Below are 26,439 nucleotides of genomic sequence, written 5' to 3' on the forward strand. Positions count from 1 at the left end.
GCTATTTAATTCAAAAGCAGTTCATCAACCAACAGCAACGCAGTACGTCCCTTGCTTCCGTGCCAATCGGGGATTTTTTGCAGGGGCTTGGCTACAATTTTTAGATAGGTAATGTTTTGGGGTTTTACTGGACAAGTAACACTCAATAAAGAATGCGTTCTGACTTGCGTTGGCATCGTCGGTTTTAATTTACCGATGAGTTTCAGTTGGGTGGGGCTAGTGCCGCCCCACACTTCAATTGATTCGGGGGGAAAAATACCTGTTTCGGTTTCTTCCATAATACGCAACCCTACGGACGAGAGCAAAATGGGTTTTTTAAACTCCGAATACACCGCCAAATCGTTGTTCCGAACTCCCGTCCAATTGTTGGCCCAAGCGGGGCTATTGGCATTGAATGTTCCTAAAATCCCGTCAAAATAAGACTTAGCACCCGCTGCTTGGTGGACTCGGTTGAGGGGAAATAACAAGCTGATGCTGTCGGGTTGGTAGGTGTTTTTGTAAAAATCAAAAACCACTTCATCGCTGCCAAACCAGCCTTTTTTAAACGCTTTTGCGCGGATTTTTGTGCTGTTTTTTAACACCGTTTGGTTGGTGAAAAGTGGCGAATGAAGGCTATCAGGCGCCGTTCCGTCGGTGGTGTAACGGATTTCTACGCCTCGGATGGGGTGGTGCAGTTTCACCGAAAGTTGCTGATTAAACACCATTGAGCTGTTTTTGACTTGCGGGGTGTTCAACTTGATGGGGTTACTGCCGTCGTCTTTAAAACCAGCAATAAATTCAATGTTTTTGTACATTTTCTGTAATTGTTGAACTTCAGTAGGCGTCAAGCCCGTATTCCAAACCGACATACTTTTGAGGCTTTTTAGTTTCACAATCGACGCTTGAAGTTCTGCCAACGTAATTTTAGTTCCTGAGATGTTCAAGGTTTTAAGCTGCTTTAAACCAGTTAGTTTTGAAAGCCCTTTGCCCGAAATGTCAGTAAAGTTTAAGTCTAACTTTTGCAAATTTTCAAACTGAGTGACCGCTTTTAGGTCGCCATCTTTGACGGGTAATTTGTTCAGGTTGAGGGAAACCACTTGGGTTTTAAGCTCGCTCAATTCTTGGATTTTTTCGGGAGAATAGGCGGCTTTGTTGTACAAATTGACCGATAGCGCAGGGGATGAAAGCGACAGCGGCGCAATGGTACGGTCGTTGTTGCTCAACTTTTTGATGGTTTCGTCGTCGGCCGCCCCAAAATCAAACTTGTCTTCGGGCGTTTCGGTGGTTTGAAAGAGATTGGCCGCTACCAAGCGCAAAGAGTCCCGCGCGGGGAGGTCGATTACTTTTTTGTTAAATACGGCGTTTGATTTTATCCAAAGCGCCAACAAGAGTTGTTCCGAATCGGTCAACTGGGCTTTGCCCACGGGAGGCATGTGCTTTTTGTCATCGTTGGGTAAATGAATGCGCTGGAGCAACAAACTTATTTCAGGTTTGCCAGCCACAAAGAGTTTTCCCGATTTACCGCCTTTCAAAAGCGCAGCTTCGTTGACCAGCGATAACTCACCTTTCAATTTTTCAGGATTATGGCAACTCACACATTTTTGTTCTAAAATAGGCCGAATGACATGGTCAAATACCAAGGCTTTGTCCAACGGCACGCTTTCGTTGCGCGTGAGTGGTTCTGAAACAAAGTTTTCGCCGTGGGTGAGGGTTGCTCCGTAATGCCCACCAACCAGCAGCGCAATGGCCACCGAAGCCGCACCAATACGGGCAAGGGTAGGGGTGTACCAAGGTGCTTTACGGAAAAAATAAATAGCCGTACCCGCCCACAACGTGCCTATTCCCAGCCATTTATGTGTAGTAAGTGTGTTTCCTGCGTATCCATCTTCTTTGGCCAAAAACAGCCCCATAACGACGGTGATTGCGGCCGTAAATGTACCCGCTAACCAAAACGACGACAGAAATTTTTCATAAAAATCATTGGCGGAGTTTTCGGTTTTAAACCGAAACACTTCCATTCCAAGCGCCAACAACAGTAGGACAATCGGAAAGTGCAAAAGCAGTGGGTGCATTCTCCCAATGGGCTGAATCCAGAGGGGAACAACCCATTGGCTCTCAAAAAAAAGTAAGAATAAAATGAAAATATTCGCAACAATCAATAATTGCTCTGCTATGCCTTTGACCTTATTGCCCATGCTACTTGTGTGAAATTGCTTGAATGATTAGCTGATAATGTCGCGCACTACTCTGCCTGCCACGTCGGTGAGGCGGTAGCGGCGACCCAGATGTTTGAAGGTCAGTTGTTCGTGATTAAGACCAAGAAGGTGCAGTACCGTGGCGTGAAAATCGTGTACGTGAACGGGGTTACGGCTAATGTTGTATCCCAGCTCGTCGGTTTCACCATAAACGGTGCCAGGCTTGATGCCACCTCCTGCCATCCAAATACTAAAGCAACGAGGGTGGTGGTCGCGGCCATAATTGTCAGCCGTCAGTTTGCCTTGGCTGTAGCTTGTGCGGCCAAACTCTCCACCCCAAATGACAAGGGTTTCGTCGAGCAAACCCCGCTGCTTGAGGTCGGTTACCAAAGCCGCGGAGGCTTGGTCCACGTCTTTGGCTTGGCTGGTTATTTCAAAAGGAAGGTTACCGTGCTGGTCCCAACCTTGGTGGTACAATTGCACAAAACGAACGCCGTTTTCGGACAATTTTCTGGCTAACAAGCAATTGGCCGCATACGTACCTGGAACCAAGCAATCGGGGCCGTAGAGTTTGACCACATCGTCGGGTTCTTTGGATACGTCCATTACTTCGGGCACGGCCGTTTGCATCCGATAGGCCATTTCGTATTGTTTGATTTTGGCGGTGATTTCGGGGTCGCCAAACTCCTTGTAAGACAGGTCGTTGAGTGATGCTAAATTGTCTAACATATCCCGACGTTCTTCGCGGTTCATGCCTTCAGGGTCGCGCAAGTACAAAACGGGGTCTTCACCTTTACTAAATTGAACTCCTTGGTGAATAGAATCCAAAAAGCCGTTGGTCCAAAGTTTGGAATAGACCCCTTGTCCGTTGCCAATTCCGCGTGAGAGCAACACCGCAAAATCGGGTAAATTTTTGTTTTCGTTGCCCAATCCATAACTCAACCAAGCCCCCATACTCGGGCGATTTCCTTGCTGCGAGCCTGTTTGCAAAAAGGTCAGCGCAGGGTCGTGGTTGATGGCTTCGGTGTACATCGAACGCACGATACAAAGGTCATCGACGATTTTGGAAGTATAGGGCAATAAGTCACTTATCCACGCGCCCGATTGGCCGTATTGTTTAAAGTTGGTGAATGAGCCTGCCAACGGAAACGATGCTTGGTTGGCCGTCATACCCGTCAGTCGCTGCATACCTCGTACCGAAGGCGGTAATTCCTGTCCCACCATTTCGCGGAGTTTGGGCTTGTAATCAAACGTTTCCATTTGGGAAGGAGCTCCGTTCTGAAACAAATAAATGACCCGCTTGGCTTTGGGGGCAAAGTGAGGAATGCCTGGAACAAAATTTGCCCCGTCTTGGTCGCCGCCGTTCAATAAATTAGGAATCATCAACGAACCTAGCGCCACGCTTCCTAGCCCCAAACTCATGGTGGACAAAAAGCGGCGGCGATTGAAGGTCAGGCCATGTTCAAGGATTTGTTTATCAATTTTGCTCATGAATCTCAAAGAATAAGTTCAAACAGGTTACTTTATTCGCTTTTTTTACCCGCAGAAAGCGCTGATTTAAAACCGCAGATTGACTCAGAAGACTGATTTTGTGCATTTCTGTGTGTATTTCATCTGTGTCGTTCTGTGAGCCAAAAATGATATTTACGTCTTCATCAATGTTTCTTCCAAATTGTAAATGGTATTCACAATCCGCATCAATGCCGCCAATTGCACTTTGTCCATCTGTACAGGAATAGGATATTCGCCGACGGCAAGCGCCTTTTCTGCCCGTGTTGGGTTGAGTTTTTTAAGCTCTTTTTGGTAATAACTTTCCAAAATTTCGACTTCCTTGTCCGTAGGTTTGCGGCACACGATGAGGCGGAAAGCCTTGGTGATTTTCTCTTTGGTGACCGATTTTTCTTCCAAAAGTTTGGCGGCCAATACCCGTGAAGCTTCCAACACCGTGGGGTCGTTGAGCATGATGAGGGCTTGAAGCGGCGTGTTGGTTCTCAATCGCTTCACTTCGCACATGTCGCGGGTACTGGCATCAAAAATGGTTAGCATCGGAGGAGGAACAGTGCGTTTTATCAAGGTGTACATACCTCTACGATAAAGCTGATTGCCATGGTCTTGCACATACATCGACAGCAGCCCACGGCCCGACGTCGCTCCTTCCCACAGCCCAGGCGGCTGGTAAGGTTTCACGCTCGGTCCACCGATGGTGCGAACCAACAAACCGCTGCTAGATAAAACAACGTCCCGCACAAACTCGGCATGAATCCGATAGCGGGGTGCGCGCGCAAGATAAATATTGTCGGGGTCTGCGGCCAATTTTTCAGGAGAAACCACGGCCGATTGGCGATAGGTAGCCGACATGACGATCTGTTTGACGAGGCGTTTGATGTTCCAATTATGTTCCATCAAATCCACCGCCAACCAATCGAGTAGGGCAGGGTTGGAGGGCAGTTCGCCCTGCATTCCAAAATCCCCCGTTGTTTTTACGATACCTTTTCCAAAAAACTCTTGCCAGATTTGGTTGACAAACACCCGAGCCGTCAGTGGATTCTTTTTATCGAATAGCCATTTGGCTAACCCAAGGCGGTTTTTGGGGTAATTTTTGTTAAAAGGCAAAATGATATTGGGCGCATTTGGCTCTACCACGTCGCCTGGGGCATCGTAGGATCCCCGCCGCAAAATGTGGGTTTTTCGTACCGTGTCCAAGTCCGTCATTACCGATACAATCAGCCCGTTGGTATCGGGTTTGTTAATAAATTTCAGGATGCTTTTAACGTCTTGATTGCTGATTTGCATCAATGGTTTTTTGGCGTAAGTTTCGGGACCTCCAATCACCGATTCGATACCCACCTCGTTGACGTTATTAAAAAAGGCAAACAACTGGTAATAATCTTTTTGGGAAAAAGGGTCGTACTTATGGTCGTGGCAATGGGCGCATTCCATCGTAAGTCCTAAAAATGCTTTCCCAAACAAATCATTTCGATCGGTGACGTAGCTAATCCGATATTCTTCAGGAATCACCCCGCCTTCTTCCGTGATTTTGTGGTTGCGGTTAAAACCCGTTGCCAGTAAATGCTCTTTGTTTTCAGGGTCGTTGGCGGAACTTGGGAGAAAATCACCCGCGAGCTGCCACGTGACAAACTGGTCGTAAGGCATGTTTTTATTCAGCGCATGAATCACCCAGTCACGCCAAGGCCATTGGGTGCGGTAGCCGTCGTCTTGGTAGCCGTGCGAATCGGCGTAGCGGGCTAAATCGAGCCAATAAATGGCCATTTTTTCGCCGTAAGAAGGGTTTTTTAACAACTCGTCCACCACTTTTTCGTAGGCGTTGGGACTGTTGTCGGCTAAGAAACCCTCCATCATTTTTAGGGTAGGAGGAAGGCCCACTAAATCAAGACTAACGCGTTTCAACAAGCGTTCCTTGTCGGCTTCGTCGTTGGGTGTCAGCCCTTTTTGTTCTTGTTTTTGGAGAACAAAGTAATCAATTTCGTTTTTGACCCATTTTTCATTGTCCACCTCGGGGAGTACGGCTTTTTTGGGAGCCACAAACGCCCAGTGTTTTTCGTACTTAGCGCCTTGTTCAATCCAGCGTTCGATGAGAGAAACTTCGCGAGGACTGAGTGTCAAATTTGACTCCTTCGGCGGCATCATCTTGGCAGTATCTTTGGTGGTAATCCGCAAAAATACTTCTGACTTATTGGGCTTTCCTGCCACAAGTGCGTGGGCCGATGGGTTTTCCTTCAACGCGGCAAAAGCACTTACGGGATCGTCCAGACGAAGTCCTGCTTGGCGTTTGTTGGCGTCGGGGCCGTGGCAGGCCAAACACTTGTCGGAGAGAATAGGCCGAATGTCAAAGTTGTAGCTTATCTCATCGGGTAGTTCTTCCTCAGTGGGAGTCGAACTACCCTTGCAGGCTTGCAGGTACGTAAGCATACCAGCCACCACGAAGGTCAAGAAAAACGTTTCTTTTTTCATACGGAAACACATTACGCAAACAAATCCATTACAGCTTTTCCTTTTCCGTCGGGGGTAGTGTAGAACGGACGCTTTTCAATTTCGTATTGAGTATCAGGAGAAATACCAAGTGCGTGGTAAATCGTTTGGTGGAGACCGTCAATTTTGATAGGATTTTCAATGGTTTTGCAAGGGCGCTCATCGGCGGTTTTTCCGTAGGCAAACCCGCGTTTGATTCCTCCTCCAAACATCAACACCGAGCAGCCGTCCGTAAAGTGGCGGTGCATTCCGTAGAACTTCATATCCGACAAAATCTCGGGTTGATTGACCTGCTCTTGCACCTTCGCATCGGGGCGGCCTTCCACCATCATGTCGCGGCTAAATTCGCTGGCCAAAATGATGAGCGTACGGTCGAGGTGACCCGATTTGTCGAGGTCTGTAATCAACTGTGCGATAGGGCCATCAATCATCTTTTTCATATCCACCAAACGCGTATGGCCATTTTCGTGGGTATCCCAGCCAAAAAACGGCTCGTACTCAGTTGTCACGCTGATGAAGCGAGCGCCTTGCTCGGTTAATCGGCGCGCCAACAAGCAACCCAATCCAAACCGCCCAGTGTTGTAAATGTCAAAGCTTTCTTTGGGTTCTGTGCTGAGATTGAAGGCTTTGGACTCAGGCGAATTGAGCAACATATAAGCCTGTTCCATCGACCGACGAAGCGATTCTTTTTGGTAGTCGCTGCCAAATTCGCCAAAAGCGCTGTTGCTAATAAGGTCGTTGTACAACTGATTCCGACGCTCAAAACGTTTGGCATCCATCCCGACGGGCGGACGAACACTTTCTAACCCTTGGCTGGGGTCAGGAATAAAGAATGGCCCGTATTCGTTGCCCAAAAATCCTGCGGTATGAAATGCCTTTAACTCTTCGGCTTCACCTACGGTAAAACGTTGACCAATGTCAATAAAGGCAGGAATGACGGGGTTTTTGGGGCCTAGTTCTTTGGCAATCCAAGCCCCAATGTGCGGTGCTGCCACCGTTTGTGGGGGTTCGTAACAGGTGTGCCAGTTGTATTGGTGACGAGAGTGCAAGATATGCCCCAAGTCGGCCGCGACGTACGACCTAATCAGGGTGCCTTTGTCCATCACTTTACCAATAGATTGCAACCCTTCCGAAAAATGAATGCCGTCGAGTACTGTTGGGTGTGATTTAAAAGTACTCAACACCCGATTGCCCTCCATACCTTTTTCAAAAGGAGTATATCTTTTGGGGTCAAAAGTCTCGGTATGCGCCATTCCGCCCGCCATCCACAGTAGAATGACGGTATCGGCAGTGCCGTTGGTTTGGCCTATTTTCTTGGTACAGCCCGATAATAAACTAGGGAGGGGCGCGCTTGCGGCCATGGCTGCTAAGGTCGCGGCACTTGTTTTTTGGAGAAACTCCCTTCTATTCCATCTATTTGTCATTTTCTGTTTCCTGTTTTGAATTTTCGGTTCTTTGTCACCCCGACGAAAGGAGGGGGCTGTTTCCTGTCTTACCGACCAAGGACGGGGCTCTATCCATCAATAAATTAACTGAAATTCAGGATGTAAAGCAATGGCCCAGACCAAATCTTGAATCCCTTCTACGCTCGGTTTTGTACCAACGATTTTTTGCGCGACGCTCAACTCCTTGGGCTGAGGTTCTCGGCCCAGTGATTTTCGATATAATTCTTTTACCAACAAATCAGAAGTTGGGTACTTTGCCTGCCATTTTATCGCACCATTTTTGAGGGTGGAGTTAAATTTGGTACCGTTGGTCAATTCCAATGCTTGCAGCAAATTGGCTTGCGAATTTCGGCTGGTACTTACAGTTTCGCGGTTGGGGCGACCTAAAGCCGTCATAAAAGGATCGTTGATTACCAACGAAGCCCGGGGGAAAGGTATCTCCGATTTAATGGTTTCGGGTAAGCGTTTTAACGCCATTACCGAATCGGCATACATTGGATTAAAAGCTACGCTGATGGCATCCGCAAACTGTTCGGCACTCATCCGACGACGAACCATCCCCTGAAAAACAAAATCGTTTGACGTAAGCAAACCTGCATCTTTTATTCCAATGGAAGGGAGTTGGTAGGTTTTGGAGGTCAAGATGTTGTACAAAAGTTTTTTGATGTCGTGGCCATTTTGGTCAAAATCGTAGGCGAGATAGTCCAATAAATCTTGACTCCAAGGAGCGTTATCCATCATATCAACGGGCTCCACAATACCACGACCCATCAACTGTGCCCACACCCGATTGACCAACGTACGGTACAAACGGCCGTCTTTGGGTTGTACCAAAAAGTCGGCAAGTTCTTTCAAACGCTCCGCCGTAACGGGTGATTCTTTGATTTCGCCTAGCTCTTTGAACAACAACCGACGCCCTGCCATTTTGCCCGTAGGCTTGTCGCAACGGTGGATTTCGAGGGTAGAATCGGCAAAAATATTGGCAAAAGCGTAGGCATCTTCCAGTTTCCAGTCGCTAATAAAGCTGTCGTGGCAGGAGGCGCATTTGAGGTTAAGTCCCAAAAACACCTGAGCTACGTTTTGGGCTGCTTGCATTTCGGTTCGCTGGCTTGCGTTAATTGTTCCGCGCCATTTGATTCCTTTGATAAATCCTTCCGATTCTTTGGTTGGGCTGATGAGTTCTTTGACAAACTGATTATAAGGTTTATTGCTTTTTAGCGAAGCATACAGCCATTTGGTTATATCAAAACGCCCACCTGTGATGTACCCCGTTCCTGAATAATCGTTGCGAAGGGCATCGTTCCAAAACGTCAGCCAATGTTGGGCATAATCTTCATTTCGGTTGAGCAAAGACGTAACCAAAAGCTCACGTTTGTTAGGGCGAGCGTCGGTTTCAAAGGTTTTAATGGCTTCGGGCGTGGGTAGCAAACCTACCACATCCAAATATACCCGACGAATATAAGTGCGGTCATCAACGACACCTTTCCACGTAATTTTATTTTGTTGAAAATACGCATTCACAAAGCGGTCGATGGGTTGCGTGGCGTCGGCAGTAGCGGGTGGGAGAGCAGGCAAACGAGGAACCAATTCCGCTACGCGATAAATACTTTTTTCGGGGCCGTCGGGCCAAGGGGCACCTTGTTTGATCCAAAATTCTAAGGTAGCCACTTCTTTCTCAGAGAGGCGTTTGCCTTTGGTTGGCATGGCTTCTTTATGACCTACAGGAAGCGTAATACGGCGAATGATTTCGCTTTTTTCAGGTTTCCCCGCCACGATGATGGGGCCGTGTTCGCCTCCTTTAAAGATAAATTCTTTTTTATCGAGACGAAGCTCTCCTTTGGTTTTGGCTTCGCCGTGGCAACTGTAGCAATTATGCGCCAAAATCGACCGTACTTCCACGTTGAGTTCGCTCAGTTGCTGTTCGTTCAAGGGTTGACCATTGTTGGCGAACGTAAAGTTTGTACCGCCAGAAGGTTTGTTTTCTGAGGACTTATTAAAAGGTAAGACTTCGCTAAGGTAGGTTTCGCCGTGGGTCAACAGCGCACCATAATGCCCCGCCACGGTAATACCCAGCACCGTAAAGCCTAAAAGTCCACGGAAAAGCTGTTGTTTTTGGGCACGCAAAGCCCACACTGCTGCCAGTGACAAAGCCATGGTAGTTAGCCCTGTCCATTGGTGGAGGCTCACAGTGTCGCCGCCGTAGTCTTCAAAATTGATTAAAAATAGCCCAAAAATAGCGGCCAATACGGCACTACCTGCACCGATCCAGACCAAGGCTTTGATGCCTGCTTGAAGCTCGTTGGATTTGCGCCGCCAATCGAAAAGCTCTAATATAAAAGCCACGCAGAGTAGGCCGATTGGGAAGTGGACAACCAAGGGGTGTAGTCGTCCTAAAAAAAGCCAAAGCCAGAAGGTTTCTGTTGTTTCTTGCACGATATTAATTTAGAAAAGAGGGGGGTGGAACCTGAGTACTCTCCCCACCAATGAAGGGTTTGCCCAACATACGGTGGGGGAGTAATTATGTACTACTTAAAAACTCAAAGACTACAAAATTCTAATCACTATGTGTATCAGATTCTCAAAATCTGAAAGACGAGGTTTTGAGAAACCTCTGGTGTGGGTTAATAGTAACCTCCACCACGCTGTGTTTTCAGATTCTCAAATCTGAAATATGAGGTTTCTCAAAACCGAATGATGGAGTCGATTTTTTTATCGTTAGCCCCAAGACGAGGTTTTGAGAAACCTCTGGTGTGGGTTAATAGTAACCTCCACCACGCTGTGTTTTCAGATTCTCAAATCTGAAATATGAGGTTTCTCAAAACCGAATAATGGCGTCGATTTTTTTTATCGTTAACCCCAAGACGAGGTTTTGAGAAACCTCTGGTGTCGGTTAAGAGTAACCGACACCACTAACACGTACTGCTGCCTAATAACCAGGGTTTTGAGTTAACTTACTGTTAATCAAAATTTGGGGCGCTGGAATCGGGAAATAATACTCGAAATCGCTATACACATAGTCCAATGCGTTGAAAGCAATTCCTCCACGCGATACGGTCGGATTGGCTTTTTCTTTGGCGGCATAAGCGTTCATAAACGTGGCCAATTCGGCGGGAGTTTTGGTGCGCTGGAGGTCAAACCAACGTTGATTTTCAAATGCTAGTTCTACGCGGCGTTCTTTGAGAACGGCTGCTCGGAAAGTATCTTTTGTTAACCCCGTTAATTCGCCTAATCCTGCCCGTTTACGCACTTGATTGAGGTAACCCAACGATTCGGCGTCAGGGCCAGTGGCTTCGTTGATGGACTCAGCCAACATCAACAACACATCCGAATAGCGGAGAACAGGCCAGTTGTTGTCTGTCCGACCCGTAATGGTGTGTGGGTAACGGTATTTGTTGACAAACGGAATCGCTACAAAGTTTCCGCTGAGGGTATAGCCCAACTGAAGCGAAATGTCTTTGCGTAAGTCACCCGTTTCGTAGGCGGCAATCATGTCGTTGGTTGGAATATTACGACCCGCTGGGGCTGTATTGGCAAAACCCGTCACGGCACCTTGCGACAAGCGTGGTGCAAACACATAGACAAAGTTACTTTGCTCACCCAAGTCGTTACCGCCTTGATACTGAATCTCAAACACCGACTCAACGCCGTTTTTCTTGGCAGGGTCAAAGTTGTCTTTGTAGTTGGCATAAAGTGAATAACCCAACGGCAACACTTGTTTCAAGGTGCTTACCGCTTCTGGATAGCGTTTGAGGGTCAAATAAACTTTGCCTAATAAACTCAAAGCAGCTCCCTTGGTCACACGGCCCAATCCCGTCGCTGGATATTTAACAGGAAGAAGATTTACCGCGTCTTTAAGGTCAGTTTCGATTTGCTTATACACTTCAGCTTGGGGAGTACGAACCAAATCAAACGCTTCGTTGGGGTTGCTGAGGGTTTTGGTTGCCAAAATAACATCCCCAAAATAGCGGGTTAGGTTAAAATAATGGTAAGCCCTGATGAACTTGAGTTGCCCTTCAATTTCTTTTTTTGCAGTGGCATCAATCGTCGCAGGTTCTAATTTTTCCAACGCATAATTGATGTTGTACATCGCGGAGTAGTGGATATTCCATAAGTTGGCGATTTCACCATTCCCAGGGTTGACGGTCGAAAACTCAAACGCTTCCCAACCTGCCGCTCCCCCACGGTCGAGGGGGTTGAAATCAAGCGTGGTATTGTCCGACGTAAATTCCTGAAAAATGTAAGCCGTGCTTGTAATACCTTGCAATTGACCATAGACACCGTTGAGGGCTTGCTCAAACTGCGGTTGGGTTTTATAAAAAATGTCAGTTCCGATGCGGGTAGGGTCAGTTGTTACCAAGAAATCATCCTTACACGACCATTGCACCAAACCAAGAAAGAGAATACAGAAAGAAGTTATTTTTTTCATTGTCGTGAAGATTAGAAGTTAAACTTAGCGCCTACTGCCCACGTTCTTGGCACAGGGTACGATTCGTCGTCGTTGTTGAGCTCAGTACCACCGCGTACCCCAGCGTCGGGGTTGTTGCCTGGGTATTTAGAGAACAAAAGCAAGTTGTTGGCGGTCACAAAGACCCGCGCGCCACTAAGCACCGACTTAAATTTAGGCAATGTATAACCCAAGGTGACACTTTTCAACCACGTATATGTACCGTCATAGACGTAGCGTTCGCTACTCTCGCGTGACCATTTGAAGTAGTTGGTACCTCCTTGTGAGTTTTTGGCATCAGGATTAGAGCCTGGGTTTGATGGCGAGCGCCAACGGTCTTTGGCTTTGTCCAACACGTTGAATACGCCGTCCATGTTCATTGTGGATGCTTCGATGTTGCGATAAATGTCAAAGTCATAAGCGCCTACAAACAATACGTTTAAGTCGAAATTGCGGTAATCTGCTGCGCCTGTCCATGCCCACGTGAAGGCAGGGTTCGGGTTGCCGATTTCTACCATGTCTTGGGTATCGTAGGTAATCACGCCGTCGCCGTTGGTATCAGCAAACTTCATCCCGCCAGGAATTACCCCATCTTGTTTTGCCCACGCGTCGATTTCTGCTTGGGTATTGAAGATTCCCATTTTTTTGTAGCCATAAATCATCCCGATGGGGCGACCCACTTTTTGTACGTTGTACCCGCCGTAGAAGCCACCGTACCAAAGCATGTCGTTGACGCCTTTGATGGCTAAGATTTGGCTACGGTTGAAGGTGATGTTACCGTTGGTGCGGAAATTAACAGCGCCAAGGCTGGTGCGAAAGTCCACTCCAATTTCTACACCACGGTTACGCACTTTCCCGATATTATCCAAACTCGTTGTAAAGCCCGAAACCGCTGGGATAGACACTGGCAACAACATGTCGTTGGTGAGTTTGTTATAATACTCAAAGGTGAAAAGCAGCTTGTTGTTGAAGGTCGAAACATCCAAACCGATGTCCAATTGGTTTGATTTTTCCCACTTTAAGCCAGAGTTAGCAAACGAGCTAATCACTTTCCCCGCCGCAAAGGCATTGCCTAAAATATAGTTGTTGGCACCCACGAAGGCCAAACTTGGGTAGTTGCCGATGTTATTATTACCCGTTACACCCCAGCTTGCGCGTAGTTTTACGTCACTCAACCAAGAGAATTTAGGCATAAACGACTCTTCCGACAAGCGCCAGCCCACCGAAGCCGCAGGGAAGTCTCCGTATTTGTTTTGCGCACCAAAACGAGAGCTTCCTTCGCGACGAAATGAGGCTGATAAGAGGTATTTGTCTTTGAAAGCATAGTTGACCCGCGCAAAGTAAGCAAGCAGCGACCAACCGTTTTCGTAAGAGTTAGAGGCACGGATTGAGCCTGCACCCAAATACTGCACCAAATCATCAGGAAAAGTGTTGGCACTACCCGCTGTTCCGCGCAAAATTTCGCGTTGGCTTGTAAAACCAGCCATGGCTTCAAGGGTTTGGTTGTTTCCAATTTGGGGTGAATACGTCAGAAGCTGGTCAAAAGATAAGTTTTGCAATTGTTCTACCACTTCTTGGGCGGTTGCAATGCGCGGAGGAGCCCCCGCCGTACCCGATGCCACCGACAAACCGATGGTAGAAGGTACGTATTCTTTAAAGGTGTTATAATTGAGTTTTATGTTGGCCGATGTCCGAAATTTGAGGTTTTTCATGATTGAAACTTCGGCAAAGGCATTGGTCAAAATGTCGGCGATGTTGCGTCGGCGAAGCACATTTTTCAGCACATACAGTGGGTTAGGGAAGCCAAAAACGCCATCTACCCCGCCAATGTACGGACGAAGCGAGCCATCTGTATTATAAACAGGTTCGCGCGGGTCCATCAACAAAGCCCCTCCCACCAAGGCGCTACGGCCGTCGGTATTGGCAATGTTTTGTTTGGTATAACTTCCGTTGACGTTTACGCCCACGTTGAGGAATTTGTTGACCTGACCACCAATATTGCTACGCAATGACAAACGGTCGTAGTTGGTATTGATGATGGTACCTTCTTCTTTATAATAACCTACAGAAAGCATGGAGCGAAGTGGCCCTTTCCCCGATGAAATAGTTAAGTTGGCATCGGTATAAGGTGCGTTGTTGTGCATGATGGCCCCAAACCAATCGGTTGAATATTTGGTTTGCTCAGGATAACGGAAACCAATGGGAACTTCTTCAAGTGTTGGCTCCCTGTTCTGAAAATAGCGGATGCCGTCTTCAAATACATCTTTCTTAAATTGGGCAAATTCTACCCCGTTAAGCATTTTTACGCGACGGGTTGAGGGAACGTTTTGGATGCCATAATCGAGCGAAAGATTGACGTCAACTTTGCCTTCTTTGGCATTTTTGGTGGTAATGAGCACTACCCCGTTTGAGCCACGCGCTCCATAAATCGCGGTAGAGGCGGCATCTTTTAGGATAGAAATACTTTCAATGTCGTTGGGGTTGAGGTTTTGACCAACCGACGTACCCACCGCAAATCCGTCGATAACGTACAGTGGGTCGCTACCAGCACCCAATGAGCCGATACCCCGCACGCGCACTTCAAAAGCACCGCCAGGTGTACCACTTTTTTGTTTGACAACGACCCCCGCTGCCCGTCCCTGAATCATCTGATTCATGTTGTTGGCAGGTTGCTCGCCGATGTCTTTCATGTTGATGACCGAAATGGCCGACGTAATGTCTTGTTTGCGTTGAGAACCGTACCCTACAACTACGACTTCGCCCAAGGCTTTTTCGTCGGTCAAAAGAGTGACATTGATAGAAGAACGGTTGCCCACAATCACTTCTTGGGGTTTGTAACCCACAAAACTAAATACCAATACGGATTGTGCGTTGGGCACGGCAATCGAAAACTTGCCGTTTTCGTCGGTAGTTGCGCCTTTCTGCGTACCTTTTATAAAGATATTTACGCCAGGAAGTGCCCCGCCTTTGTCATCCACGACTGTCCCTGAAACCGAAATATCCGCAAGCGCTTCTAATGACGGGTTGGGCTCGAAGTTTTTTTCTTCGATGGGCGTGTTGAGTTCAGTGGAAGAGGAGGCCGATAGCCTGGACAAGATGATTTGATTACTGATGACTTTGTACTTGATTTTGTACGGAATAAACAGCCTGTCCAACAACTGAGCGAGGGGCTCGTTGGTGGCATTTAACGAAATTTTTTGTGTTGATTCAACAATTTTAGGACGGTAGGTAAATTTGACATTTGCCTGTTTTTCAATCATAACCAGCGCCGAGGACATGCTTTGGTTGTCGATTTGAATGCTGATTTTACGGCTCAATAATTCTTGAGCTACTACATCTCGTGCGAGCGAGACACCCACAAAAATCATCGCAATGCAGCATTGTATTAGCGAGAACTTCATAAGGCGAATCAGGTTTTTTTGGATTTGTAATCTTTTCTTCATTAGTTTACTAAGGTTTTTGTGATTTGGAAAAGCAAAAACAACCCTTTCACATCCGCTGGAATCGGATGTGGTTTGGAAGACCATCAAAAGGGCTTTTGAAAGCCGGTAACGCTGGAATCGTTATCGGCTTTTTTAGTGTACTAAGTCAAGTTTTATATTCATGCGATAAGGGTTTGAAATGAGCGGATAGTTGGTTTAGTTACAGCCTTTGCTTGTGATAATAACCTGAGCATCAACTACTTTGTAGGTGGCTTCAAGTGCTTCACAAATTATGTCTAGTTTCTCGAAAAGGGTTTCGTTGGACAAGGTAGTGGTGAGGGTACAGTTGGCCATCAATTCTTCATCAATGACAATGTCAACACCATAGGCTTTCTCCAGGGCCGCGAAAATGTCGGTGACAGAGGCATTCGTAAAAGAGAATTGTTTAAGTTCTTGGGGCGACAACAAAATCACGGGTCTCTCAATCAATTTACGGGTCAATCGTTCGTCTGCTTTGCCAAAAACTACCTGCTGATTAGGCGTTAAGACCAGCCCATTGGTTTCGGGGTCAGGATTTTGGGTGTTTTTTTGGGCAAAAACCGAGACCCGCCCTGTTTTTACCAGTACGGTTACTTGTTTATCTTCTTCGTACGCTTTTACCCAAAAACTTGTGCCTAGTACTTTGGTAATCAGTCCATTGGCGTAAACAAAGAAAGGCTTACTGGGGTTTTTGATTACGTCAAAAAAAGCTTCGCCCGAAAGATACACTTCGCGGATATTGCCTGTGAATGATTTGGTATAACTCAGTTTACTTTCGGGTTTTAGGATAGCGTGACTCCCGTCGGGCATATTAACTGTCAGGTTTGTGGAGGTGGTATTCACTACCTCTTCAAGGGGACTTTTTGCCGCTGAAATGAGCTGATCATACTTGCCTTTTGGAGTGCTTTGGTACCATCTCCATCCCAAACCAAGTGCTATAATAACAGACGCCGCCGCAAGGGCTGGTTTCCAAAAATTTAGAACGATTTCAACTATACGTTTTGGCGGTTCTTCCAGTTCCTCAGCGATTTGCGACCATATTGCAGGAGTTTCGTGGAACGGGACTTCGTGCTTTGCTGCTACGGAAAGTTGTTCCACGCCCAATTTGGCTCTGTGTATATTTTCATTCAAATGGGGATATTCCTTTATTACATTGGCCCAATAGGCTTCAGAATCTGGCGTAGGGTGTTTTACCGACTGAATGAAATAGTCATCAGCGATAAAATCTTCAATGGTATAGGAAGCGTATGATGTGTTCATAAGTTCTTCATTCACCCCCTAAATCGGCGTAGTTTAGTTTTGTACTCATTTTTCTTGAAATATTTTTATTTATTTTTTTGAAACCTCAAAAAACGCTGTTTCAGACCGAAAAACATTCCCGAAGTTCGGTGATGGCTCGGTGGAGGAGGTTGCGAACCGATTGGGGATTAATGTGCATCATGTCACCGATTTCATCTAAACCGAAATCGTGGTAATAGCGGAGCTGGATGATTTCTTGCTGCCGACGAGGAAGTTGGTGAATGGCGCGTTTGAGCCGTTGGTGTTGTTCGCTAAGTTGCTCATTGGCAATCAAATCGTCCTCAAATGACAATTCTCCGATGATATTTTCAAATAACCCTGCGGAATCAATGGGGGAGTGGTTGTTTTTTTCGCTATTTCGTACAATTCTGTTTCGAAGCGAGCGGTAGAGGTAAAATTTGATGCTATCAGTATCGGCTAAGTTCTGACGACTGCGCCAAAGGTGTAAAAAAAGGTCTTGGATGCTGTCTTTGATAAGCTGCCTATCGGACGTGACGCGGTAGCCATAACTCAACAAATCTTCGATATGAAGGTTGTAAAGTTGGGTAAAAGCGGCTCTATCGCCTTCTTTAAAGGCTTGCCATAGCTCCGAATCGGTTGCGTACCTCAAGGTGTTGGTCTATAAAAAATAGCGTAAATAGAATAGGTTGGTGGGCAAATTTTTTTTAAAGCAATTGCTAACGTATCCTGTACTTACCTGTCAGTGAACAATATGGCGATCATACCACTGCTTTTTCTAAAAATTGAATGACTCCCGTAACGGCGTCCATTTCGGCTTCAATGCCAACGGGAATGGTGAATTTTTGGCGAATGTGCCCAATCATCGAGCCTGAAAAGGCAGGTTTCTGAGCAGGTTGGAGATGGTCTGACCACAGGTCTTCGAGCGTAAGTGAGCCATAGCTTCCGTTGCCAGGTTCGCATTCGGTACATTTTCCAAAAATAAAACCGCTCATTTCGTCGAAGATACCACTCAGTTTGAGTTGGGTCAACATTCGGTCAACGCGGTAGGGGGCTTCGTCCACGTCTTCGCAAAAAAATAAGCTTCCTTTCCAGTCGGGTACGTATGGAGAGCCTAACAAATGACTCAGTACCGTTAGGTTTCCCCCCAACAATCGGCCTTTTGCTTTTCCTGCAACGATGGTGTCAATTCGGTCGGCGACTTGTGTGAGGTTATCGCCCACTACTTTTGGGTTTTCGTATCGCACAGCTTCGCCTTCTATGAGGACTTTTTTGAGGTAGCCTACGGTAAATTCGTTCCAACTAACTGCCCCCACTGGCCCATGAAATGTAACCAAGCCCGTTTGGCTGTAGATGCCCAGGAGCAGGGCGGTCACGTCGGAATAACCTAACAACACTTTAGGGTTTTTCTTGATGGTGTCATAGTCTAGCAAAGGCAACAATCGGGCACATCCCCAGCCACCATGCACACAGATAATCGCTTGTACCGATGGGTCGGCAAACATGTCGTTGAGGTCAGCAGCTCGGTCGGCATCTTTTCCTGCCAAGTAACCGTACCTTTCCCACATTCGTTTCCCAAATTTCACTTTAAAACCCAAGGCTTGCATGGACTCGACGATGACTTGTACCGTTTGTTTGCTGTAAGCGGGAGCCGCTGGACAAACGAGCCCCACGGTATCGCCTGCTTTGAGCCGAGCAGGTTTGAGTGTGGGTTTATTACGGTTTGACAAAGAAGGAATTAGGGCGGGAGTAGCGGCAATGGTTTGGAGGAAATTACGACGTTGCATGGAGGAAAAAAGGTTCATTTTAGCCCAATATAAGCGACTATGCTTAATTGAGCAACTTTTGGGGAGGGAAAGAAATTGATTTGAAAAAAATAATTGATTTGAAAAAACTATTTGCAATTATCATTTTAGACCACTACTTTTGCATCCCCAAACAACGGGAACGGCGAAGTGGTGGAATTGGTAGACACGCTACTTTGAGGGGGTAGTGGGCGTTAGCCTGTGCGAGTTCGAATCTCGCCTTCGTCACAAAACCCGCAATACGCAGAGTATTGCGGGTTTTCACGTTTTTGATAGTGCAATTGATATTTTTGGACTGCGTATGAGCGACCACCTACACCCTCACAAGTTGGCCGAATTGTACCCGAAAAATGTAAAAAGCAAAGGACGCTATTACATAAAGTTTTCGGCTTGGGATATTTCCGCCAATGAATTGAAGACAATTGTTACTTGGTGTCCATCGCGATATAAGACCGAAAAAGAAGTAAAAGAGTGGGCAAAAGAAGAAATAGCCCGTATCAATGCCGTTTTGCTATCGGGGGGGCATTTCGGCAAAATTGAACCTACAAAAAAGGTAGTACACACGATTAAGACTATTTTTCCCGAACTACTGGAAAAAAGAAAAGATACCTTTCGGAAACGCTCCTACGACACCTACAAAACAGCCCTAAAGAAAATTATAGCCTTTTTGGATTCCAAGAAACTTGAAGGCTTACAAGTGTGCGAATTTACTAACCTCTATTTGTCGGATTTTGTTGATTACCTGATTTCGATAGGAAATAGTAACAGTACCGTAAACAATGTTTTGGAGTTGGTTGGGTGGTTCTTTGAGCAATGCGTAAACAAAGAAATTATTGAAAAGAAGCCGTATCGTGTCGTTAAGCTGACGGAAACCCAATCGGCGGTTAATGTGGCTTTCACAATCGAACATCAAAGGGTTTTGGAAAACTGGATGTTGGAAAATGATTTTGAATTGTACCTTTTTACTCGCTTTGTTTATCATGCTTTTATTCGTCCCAAAGAGTTAAAAGCCTTGCAAGTGGTGAATATTGATTTTGATAGACGGGGGATAAACATAACGGGGGCAATATCAAAAAACCGAAAAAATGATTTTGTCCCTATCAATACGACGCTTTACCCCTTGCTTAAAAACTTTGTGGGCAAACAGGGTTTTTTGTTTGGTCGAAGTATGGCTATTGGCGGTAAAATTAAATGCCAGGAAAATGAGCCGTACAACCGCCACGCAAAAGCCCTGAAAGTTTTAGGGCTTGAAAATTTAGGTTACTCCCTGTACAGTTGGAAGCACACAGGGGCGGTTAGGGCTTATCAATCGGGTGTAGATATTAAGAAGCTGCAAAGATTGTTAAGACATTCAAGCCTTACAATTACGGATATTTATCTACGTTCCCTGAATGTTATCACTGATATTGAAAATTTGGCGGGGTGGTAAAAACAGAATAAAATTCTGCGCCTAGCACAAAAAAAGACCCTCACAAAGCCCGCCGCGCTCATGCTCCTGTCGCGATGGGTCTCATGTAAGGGTCTTTTTTGTTAGTAAGACAGAATTTTATTCTGTTTACACCTCGTTAACAAAAATCCTGCTACCTGCGTTTATTGTTGCAACACTACCCGATACCTCCGTACACATTTGGAATTTTACGACCCCGTCGGTGGCACAAGTTATGACAATACTACCTATTAAATAGTGTGGAGTATTTACGGCATTTACCCCCGTGGTTAATAAAAAACTTCCTGCCGTATTACTTGCTCCAATCACCCTAATAGGTATAGATAGCGCACTCGCCGCCGCTGACGATGAAACCGAACCATTCATGTATCCAATCACCGAACCCGTGCCGCTCGACATAAATACACCTAGTTTTACGCCTGTGGTTGACATATCCGTTTGATACATTACGAATATGTCAACCTTGTACTCTTTTCCCGCCTTTGCCGTGAATTGAAATTCTGGTATGTCTTTAAGCGTTCCCGTGCTGTCTGTAATAGCTGCACATTTGTAAGTGGGTGGTTTCAGGTCTCCCGATACGTACCATTCGTTTGTACCTTTTTTAACGAACGATACCCTTGCATTTTTCCCTAAGAAATTGGCCGATTTGTTTGGCGGCAAACGCAATGTAACTCCTGCCGCCCCTTCTATACTACCTTTCGTTTCAGAGACTAGGACGGCATCTATTTTTGTGCCGATTGGGTATGGAACATCTGTATTATTTGGTACTTGTAGTACTCCATCAAGCGTAAAATCTAGCTCAACTAATCTATGCGGGTCTAGGAATCCAAGGGCGTAAAAGTTACCCGTTTGGTAATTAAAGTACTGCTTTCGGTCTGGTAGGTAGTAACCGTTTATGTTGCCCGCCGAAATGCTGTAAGCTGTGCCCGTAACCCGCTGAAAGTCGTTGTCGGTAATTGTACAATAGTCGAAAGATTTCTCCCCGTTCCCGCCCGCTGTAATGCGTAGCCCGTTGACACAAGTAGCGTCCGCGTAGTTGTCGATTATCTTGCAGCCTAGCATACCATTTATACTAGAAATAACGTCGGTATCAATACACCAATTTTCGATTTGTCTAAATCGGTTTCCTGAAATATTCGTGTTTCGCCCGCCTTGGTACAAGTAAATTCCGTTTTTGCAGTTCTGGAAGCGGTTAAGTACGATTGTGTCAATCGCGTCTTGGCTGTCAGCATTGGCGTGGTAAATTGCCGCCCCTGCCGTTCCGCCCGTTATGTCCGCAAACTCGTTATTAACAATCTTTGTTCTTATGACGCTGTTCCAACTGAGATAAATTCCATGTTCAGTATTGCCCTTAAATTTGCAGTTTGAAATTGTAATGTCTTCCGCGTACGTGGTGTTGCTAAAATTTATACCCCTTACCCCCGTAAACGTACAGGAATTTATTGTTACAAATTTTGTATCAAATTGCCCAGACATAGTCAACGGTTTGGCAAAAAAACACTGTTCAAATTTTGCGTTTTGTACCCCCGCAATATTTGCGCCGTTTGCGAAGTAACAACTATCAATCAGTAAACCACTAGTAACGGTCGATGAATAAAAAGGGGTGACGACTTTGTCGGGTGTCATGCACTTTACATTATACAAAATGGTATTATCGCCCATTCTTGCAAGTCTGAGCGCCATATCCGACTGTGTACTATTTTCTATCCGTATCGTGTCGTACAGGGTGTTACTTGCCCCGCCAAATGTTAGGCCGTAATTGCAGTTTGAAATAAACCCGTTCCTTATTACTGTACCTTCGCATAGGTTGCCCATAGCGATAGCACTAGAAAGGTGGTACTGTGCCCCGTATTCGGTAATTGCTGCCATATCGTAGTAATACGTATAGTTACCGCAGTTCTCGAACTTAAACCCGTCCAAAACGCACTGTATCCCTTCCTCGAAATCTATACCGCAAAGGGCGGCATTTTTTCCGTAAAGGTTACTCATATACACGTTTCGAGATAGACTTTGCGGGTTCTCGCCACCCACTGAATAACAATGTCGCCCTACTCGCTCAACGTGGCAATTTTCTACTACCACGTTGTGAGGGACAATAGATAAGTCATTGTTAAAGGCGTTTACCAGTATCCCGTCCCCCATTTGCATACCGCCGCCTGCTATATCTGTGATTGTACAGGACGAAATACGTATGTTTCTTATCTCACCGTTTCGGCTTTCTGCTAGGATTCCATACCCGCCGTGATTTACGTCGTTAATTACAGTTGTGGGGTGCATTACGCCACATTTTTCAATTATTAAGCGTTCTATCTTAACGTTTTGCGCGTTTGATATGTAAACCCCGTAAGCGCGTTTTATCCCCGTGAATTTATCGGTAGTTTGCCCGCCTCCGTTAATTCTTAAATCGCAAACTTGCACGTCTGTAATTACCGAACCCGCCGAATACACATTTATAACCTTCGCTGTGTCGGTATTTGCTTTTAGGATACTTGCAGCCCCTTCGCCGAATAGCTTAACGCCTGAACGAAGGTTAAGCCCTGACACCAAGTAAGTGCCTTTTGGGATGTACACGTAATCCCTGTTGTCTATTGCGTATTGGATTGCGGCGGTATCGTTAGTAGCACCGTCGCCTTTTGCTCCTACCCACTTCACATTTGCGGCGGTGCTGTTCGTATCGACCGCCTGTTTGGTCGTAAGCCCAACGGGCGTACCTAAGTTATAGATACGCCCGTTGTTCATGTCTTTATCAAAATAAGTTCTCTTACTCATATTTTTAGGCGATTACGATTACAGTCACGTTTGCCAATGTCGTGTTAGAGGTTACGCTAACAATGTTATTACTAACACTTTGTACGTGCAGGTCTATTTCTTCCCCGCCCTGCCAAACCTGTACGACTGGGGTAGCTAAGTTTAGGCCGTGCGTTACGTTTGTTGCGGTGTTGGCTACCAACGACGTAATAGTTTGCGTCACTCGCCGCGCGTAAAAGAAGTTAGCAAGATACCCCGCCAAGGTCGCAGGAGTTAAGGCTCTCGTTGTGTCACTTCCTGCGTTTGCTTCCGCCTGCGTTGCAAGTTCGATAACGCCCGCGCGGGTTTCGCTTGCCGTAAAGGTGTTTGCCTGTAAAACAAACCAGTTCGTCGTACCCCGTACAAGTTGGTCGCCTATTTCTACCTCAATGCCCCCCACGCTTCCCCCATTTGTCGTAATAAACCAAATGTCTCCCGTAGCAGGCGACGACGGGAAAGCGGGGCTAGTATTCGCGTTGGTAATGTCCCCCTTAATCGTTGCCGCGCCTGTCATCACCTGCGATAAATCCAACCATACTGTTCCGTTCCAACCCATAAACTTTTTGGTGGCTGTATCGTAGTACGTTTGCCCTTCGTAGGGGCTTGTAGGAGCGGTTGCGCTATTAGGAAATCGCAGGTTTACAATTGCCGCCCCTGCGTTTAGGATAAGGTCGAAAAATCTGTTTTTTGCCATTTTTTTAAGGATTATTGCACAATTAAAGTGCCTGTGATTGCTGTGTTAGACTGTATCCTAACTGTATTCAAATCGGGATACAATACGTTTAACTCTACTTCTTCGCCCCCTACGATTGTTGTTACATCTACCAATCTGCCTAAATTGTGTGTAAACGTTTGGTCAGTCAGGTTTGTAAACTCGAATGTTAGGGTTTCGCCGCCTTCGGAGGTCGTTGGGGGCGGGGTTGGGTTTGTACTCATTGAACTGTACGAAGCGTAGGAACTTGAGGGCGTAACCTGCTGTATTTGTGCTACATTCTGCGTACTACCTCGTTTTTTGTACAACCACCAAATAAACGCCAAAACGATAAGTATTAGCAAAATTGGCGCGCCTCTGTTGTTGTTTGCTGCCATAGCTAGACGGTAAATTTATAAATCTTTGGTTCGTCTGCGTTTGCTGAAAGAAAGTAGGACTTTCCGCCGTGGGTGACTCTTATTTTTGTAATTGTACCCTCACTTGCCGATGGGTCTTGCACCACAAAAACAAGGCTGCTACCATTCACTATTTTCGCCAAAATAGGATGTTGGTTTTCGTAAGAGTCCACAATGCCCGTTCCATCTGAAGGAATAGTAACCGCCGTAAATCCCCCCGAATTTCCACGTTTGTACGAGTAATTTGGTTCTGATTTAGTACCGCCAATTACGACGTTCTGAATAAGGCTAAACTCGTGCGCTCCCTGCCAAACCGAATCTTTGCTTAGGCCGTCGCAGTATGGGTAAGTGCGTTCAGGACTAGGTCGCCCACTTGGTAGGCTGCTTGTTCCCGTGTACTGCATTTCACCCGCAGGAAAACCCGAATACAAAATGTCTATTACGTCATTTCTTGCGTCACTGGTAGCTATTTGTGAATCCCAATACCAAACGCCGTCAGATTCCAACATCCCCCAAATTACGTACCCCTTCATTATTTTAAGGGATTCTTCGGAACGGTTTAAAATCCGTATTGCGCCGTCGTAAGGAGCTTCTAACGGGATTTTGTGCCAAAAGTTAGGAATCCCTGACCCAAACGTATCAGAGACGCCCCATAGGTAGCCAATTGAGTCGTTTACGTGGTTGAGTAGCCCCGCCGCTTTTTGCTTTTTGAAAACTCGAAACTGGTGGATATACTCGTACATTGCCGCGCGGGGGTCGTGGTTTTGACGACCTTGTACCATAACTGTACCATACCCTATTTTACTGTGTAGGTTGTACAATTGCCCCAAGGTTGTACCTAACGAGTTTACGGTTTTTGTGCCAATGCCCGAAATCACGGGGCTAGTGTACTGCGACCGTGCCGCACTTCCCCCCCAAACTCGTTTATCGTTCCAAATCAACATTCCATACAAAAACTCCCCCACTTTTGCCCCTGAATCTACTGCGCCTTTGATGAAGTTCCCAATACGGTCAACGTTCGTAGAGTCGTTGTAATTTCCGTAACTATTTTCAAAATCTAGCACAATAGTTTTAAACTGACCTCCAAACGATTGCCCCGCGTTATAGGCACTACCATTGCTTGAGAAATCAAAATTGTCTGATGCCATTGCGGTAGCTAATTTGTTAGCCGCCGCCGCTCCTGTACTCGACCGCGTAAAGACGTTATTGCCCTTTGCCGCAAGGTCTGCCGAACTCCGTAAGCTACCGCCCAAAACAAAGCCGCATTCAAAGCCAAACTTCTTTTGGAGGGAAAAACTAGGGGCTTGGGTTAGTGCGCTCACTGCCATATTCTTAGGGCTGCTTGTGCGCGTGTATCCTCTTATAATCATGCCGATACGATTTTAAAAGTGGTTTGTGCTTTTTGTTTTGGGTTGGGGTCGCTGTCGTAGCTCATCCAGTCGCCACCCGCTCCCCAACCTTTTTTCGTGATATGGTGGTCAATGTTTGGCTCTACTGCGTAGTTGGCTGGAATGGTTGCGCCTAGGTACGTGGCATTGTGCCAGTACTCAATATTGGCGTAGCCGTTAGAACCGCTATCGGTCACAGCAAACGAGTTTCCAACCTTCGCAAATTGCAAGTTCAAAAAGCCGTTGTTTTCGTCCACCTTCGCACGTTCTACCGTCCATGCGCCCGTCAAGATGTTGGGCACATAAACCCCGCCTATATCGGTATTATCTACAAATACATCCAAGTACCCGTATTGGCTTGTGCTTACCGTCATGGTGTTGGCGTAGGGGGCGGTAATTATCCCAACTACTGCACCCGCTTGTTTGAGCTGTACCGTCACATTTTGGCCGATTGTTCCACCTGTGAGCGTGAGGGCTACTTCGTTGCCGTTGCTAACTGTATAGTCCTGTACAGATACGCCGCTGGTTCCTCCAATGCCCAAATCATCGTTCGTGATTACCACGTTGGTAGTGGCCTTGTAAAGTGTCCCTGCAATGGCTAGGGCTACTTCCATGACATACGTACCCGCCGCCGTAAGCCCCCAAACGGGGTTCGTCGGGTTAAAATAGACGGCTGGATACCCTGTACTTGTTACCTCCAAATCCGTGATTGTTTCGGTATGTAGCACCGTGCCGCCAGTTGTTTTCAGGGTAGCCGTTCCGCTGTATGTGCCTGACGGTGTAGCCTGTAAATTAATAACCCGTGCGGGAGCTGCTACCGTGTGCCACGATTGCGGGGAAGTTACGCCCGTCACCGTTTGCCCCACGCCTGTAATGGCAAGGCCGTTGGTTGGGGTGGTGGTGGTAGTGCCGCCGCCCGTGCTGGTTGAGCCGCCGCCCGTGCCGCCGTCGGTACGGCCTATTGTGTTGGTGGTTTGGGCTGTGTCGGTCTTTCTAAAGGCCAAAAAGACAATAACAAGCACAAAAACCAATAGAATGATTCTCGTTTTTCTTGACATGATTTTAAACGGTTTTATAGAGAAAAAGCCCGCCAAAAGCGGACTTTTTGCGGTCTCAAAAAACAAATCCTAGTTA

16 protein-coding genes and 1 tRNA gene are annotated in these 26,439 nt (G+C 46.5%); 2 read left to right on the top strand and 15 right to left on the bottom strand.

Annotated features, from left to right (window positions below; all coding sequences use genetic code 11):
- Positions 1-5 precede the first annotated feature (5 nt).
- From K339_RS0125340 to K339_RS0125385, 10 genes are all read right to left on the bottom strand, one after another.
- Entirely contained in the window at positions 6-2,051 is a 2,046-nt protein-coding gene (locus K339_RS0125340; protein WP_310586650.1) for a c-type cytochrome domain-containing protein, read from the bottom strand.
- A gap of 150 nt (positions 2,052-2,201) precedes the next feature.
- A complete protein-coding gene (locus K339_RS0125345) occupies positions 2,202-3,656 on the bottom strand; it encodes a DUF1501 domain-containing protein (RefSeq protein WP_028526110.1) in 1,455 nt (484 codons plus the stop codon).
- Positions 3,657-3,818: 162 nt separating this feature from the next.
- Positions 3,819-6,146 (bottom strand): PSD1 and planctomycete cytochrome C domain-containing protein, encoded by a 2,328-nt coding sequence (locus K339_RS0125350; RefSeq protein ID WP_028526111.1) that lies wholly within the window; start codon positions 6,144-6,146, stop codon positions 3,819-3,821.
- Between the two features lie 11 nt (positions 6,147-6,157).
- Positions 6,158-7,588 (bottom strand): DUF1501 domain-containing protein, encoded by a 1,431-nt coding sequence (locus K339_RS0125355; RefSeq protein ID WP_028526112.1) that lies wholly within the window; start codon positions 7,586-7,588, stop codon positions 6,158-6,160.
- A 96-nt stretch (positions 7,589-7,684) separates the two neighbouring features.
- A complete protein-coding gene (locus K339_RS0125360; RefSeq protein ID WP_028526113.1) occupies positions 7,685-10,042 on the bottom strand; it encodes a DUF1549 domain-containing protein in 2,358 nt (785 codons plus the stop codon).
- Between the two features lie 493 nt (positions 10,043-10,535).
- Positions 10,536-12,035 carry a RagB/SusD family nutrient uptake outer membrane protein gene (locus K339_RS0125365; protein ID WP_028526114.1) on the bottom strand — a complete coding sequence of 500 codons (1,500 nt, stop codon included), beginning with the start codon at positions 12,033-12,035 and terminating at the stop codon, positions 10,536-10,538.
- 11 nt (positions 12,036-12,046) lie between these two features.
- The gene (locus tag K339_RS34790) at positions 12,047-15,496 is read right to left on the bottom strand and encodes a TonB-dependent receptor (protein ID WP_229598814.1); all 3,450 of its coding nucleotides are present in this window, start codon (positions 15,494-15,496) and stop codon (positions 12,047-12,049) included.
- A 195-nt stretch (positions 15,497-15,691) separates the two neighbouring features.
- The gene (locus tag K339_RS0125375) at positions 15,692-16,774 is read right to left on the bottom strand and encodes a FecR family protein (RefSeq protein ID WP_028526115.1); all 1,083 of its coding nucleotides are present in this window, start codon (positions 16,772-16,774) and stop codon (positions 15,692-15,694) included.
- Between the two features lie 100 nt (positions 16,775-16,874).
- Positions 16,875-17,423, bottom strand: coding sequence for an RNA polymerase sigma factor (locus K339_RS0125380; RefSeq protein ID WP_028526116.1), 549 nt, complete (start codon positions 17,421-17,423; stop codon positions 16,875-16,877).
- A gap of 109 nt (positions 17,424-17,532) precedes the next feature.
- Entirely contained in the window at positions 17,533-18,558 is a 1,026-nt protein-coding gene (locus K339_RS0125385) for a S66 peptidase family protein (RefSeq protein ID WP_028526117.1), read from the bottom strand.
- A 162-nt stretch (positions 18,559-18,720) separates the two neighbouring features.
- Between K339_RS0125385 and K339_RS0125390 the strand changes: the two genes are divergently transcribed.
- Positions 18,721-18,804, top strand: a tRNA-Leu gene (locus K339_RS0125390).
- A 73-nt stretch (positions 18,805-18,877) separates the two neighbouring features.
- Positions 18,878-20,005, top strand: coding sequence for a tyrosine-type recombinase/integrase (locus tag K339_RS36785; RefSeq protein WP_028526118.1), 1,128 nt, complete (start codon positions 18,878-18,880; stop codon positions 20,003-20,005).
- Positions 20,006-20,131: 126 nt separating this feature from the next.
- On the opposite strand, the gene K339_RS0125400 is transcribed toward K339_RS36785, so the two are convergent.
- From K339_RS0125400 to K339_RS0125420, 5 genes are read right to left on the bottom strand one after another with little or no spacing between them, the layout of a single operon-like run.
- Complete coding sequence (locus K339_RS0125400) at positions 20,132-22,792, bottom strand: glycosyl hydrolase family 28-related protein (RefSeq protein WP_028526119.1); 2,661 nt, start codon at positions 22,790-22,792, stop codon at positions 20,132-20,134.
- A 4-nt stretch (positions 22,793-22,796) separates the two neighbouring features.
- A complete protein-coding gene (locus tag K339_RS0125405; protein WP_028526120.1) occupies positions 22,797-23,504 on the bottom strand; it encodes a hypothetical protein in 708 nt (235 codons plus the stop codon).
- 11 nt (positions 23,505-23,515) lie between these two features.
- A complete protein-coding gene (locus K339_RS0125410) occupies positions 23,516-23,899 on the bottom strand; it encodes a hypothetical protein (RefSeq protein WP_028526121.1) in 384 nt (127 codons plus the stop codon).
- Between the two features lie 2 nt (positions 23,900-23,901).
- Complete coding sequence (locus K339_RS0125415; RefSeq protein WP_037301884.1) at positions 23,902-25,287, bottom strand: hypothetical protein; 1,386 nt, start codon at positions 25,285-25,287, stop codon at positions 23,902-23,904.
- Positions 25,284-26,363, bottom strand: a complete 1,080-nt coding sequence (locus K339_RS0125420; RefSeq protein WP_028526123.1) for a hypothetical protein — start codon at positions 26,361-26,363, stop codon at positions 25,284-25,286. The genes K339_RS0125415 and K339_RS0125420 overlap by 4 nt, the downstream gene beginning before the upstream one ends.
- Positions 26,364-26,439 lie beyond the last annotated feature (76 nt).

Origin of the sequence: Runella limosa DSM 17973 (genome assembly GCF_000482465.1) — a bacterium.
In the GTDB taxonomy this organism is placed as follows: domain Bacteria; phylum Bacteroidota; class Bacteroidia; order Cytophagales; family Spirosomataceae; genus Runella; species Runella limosa.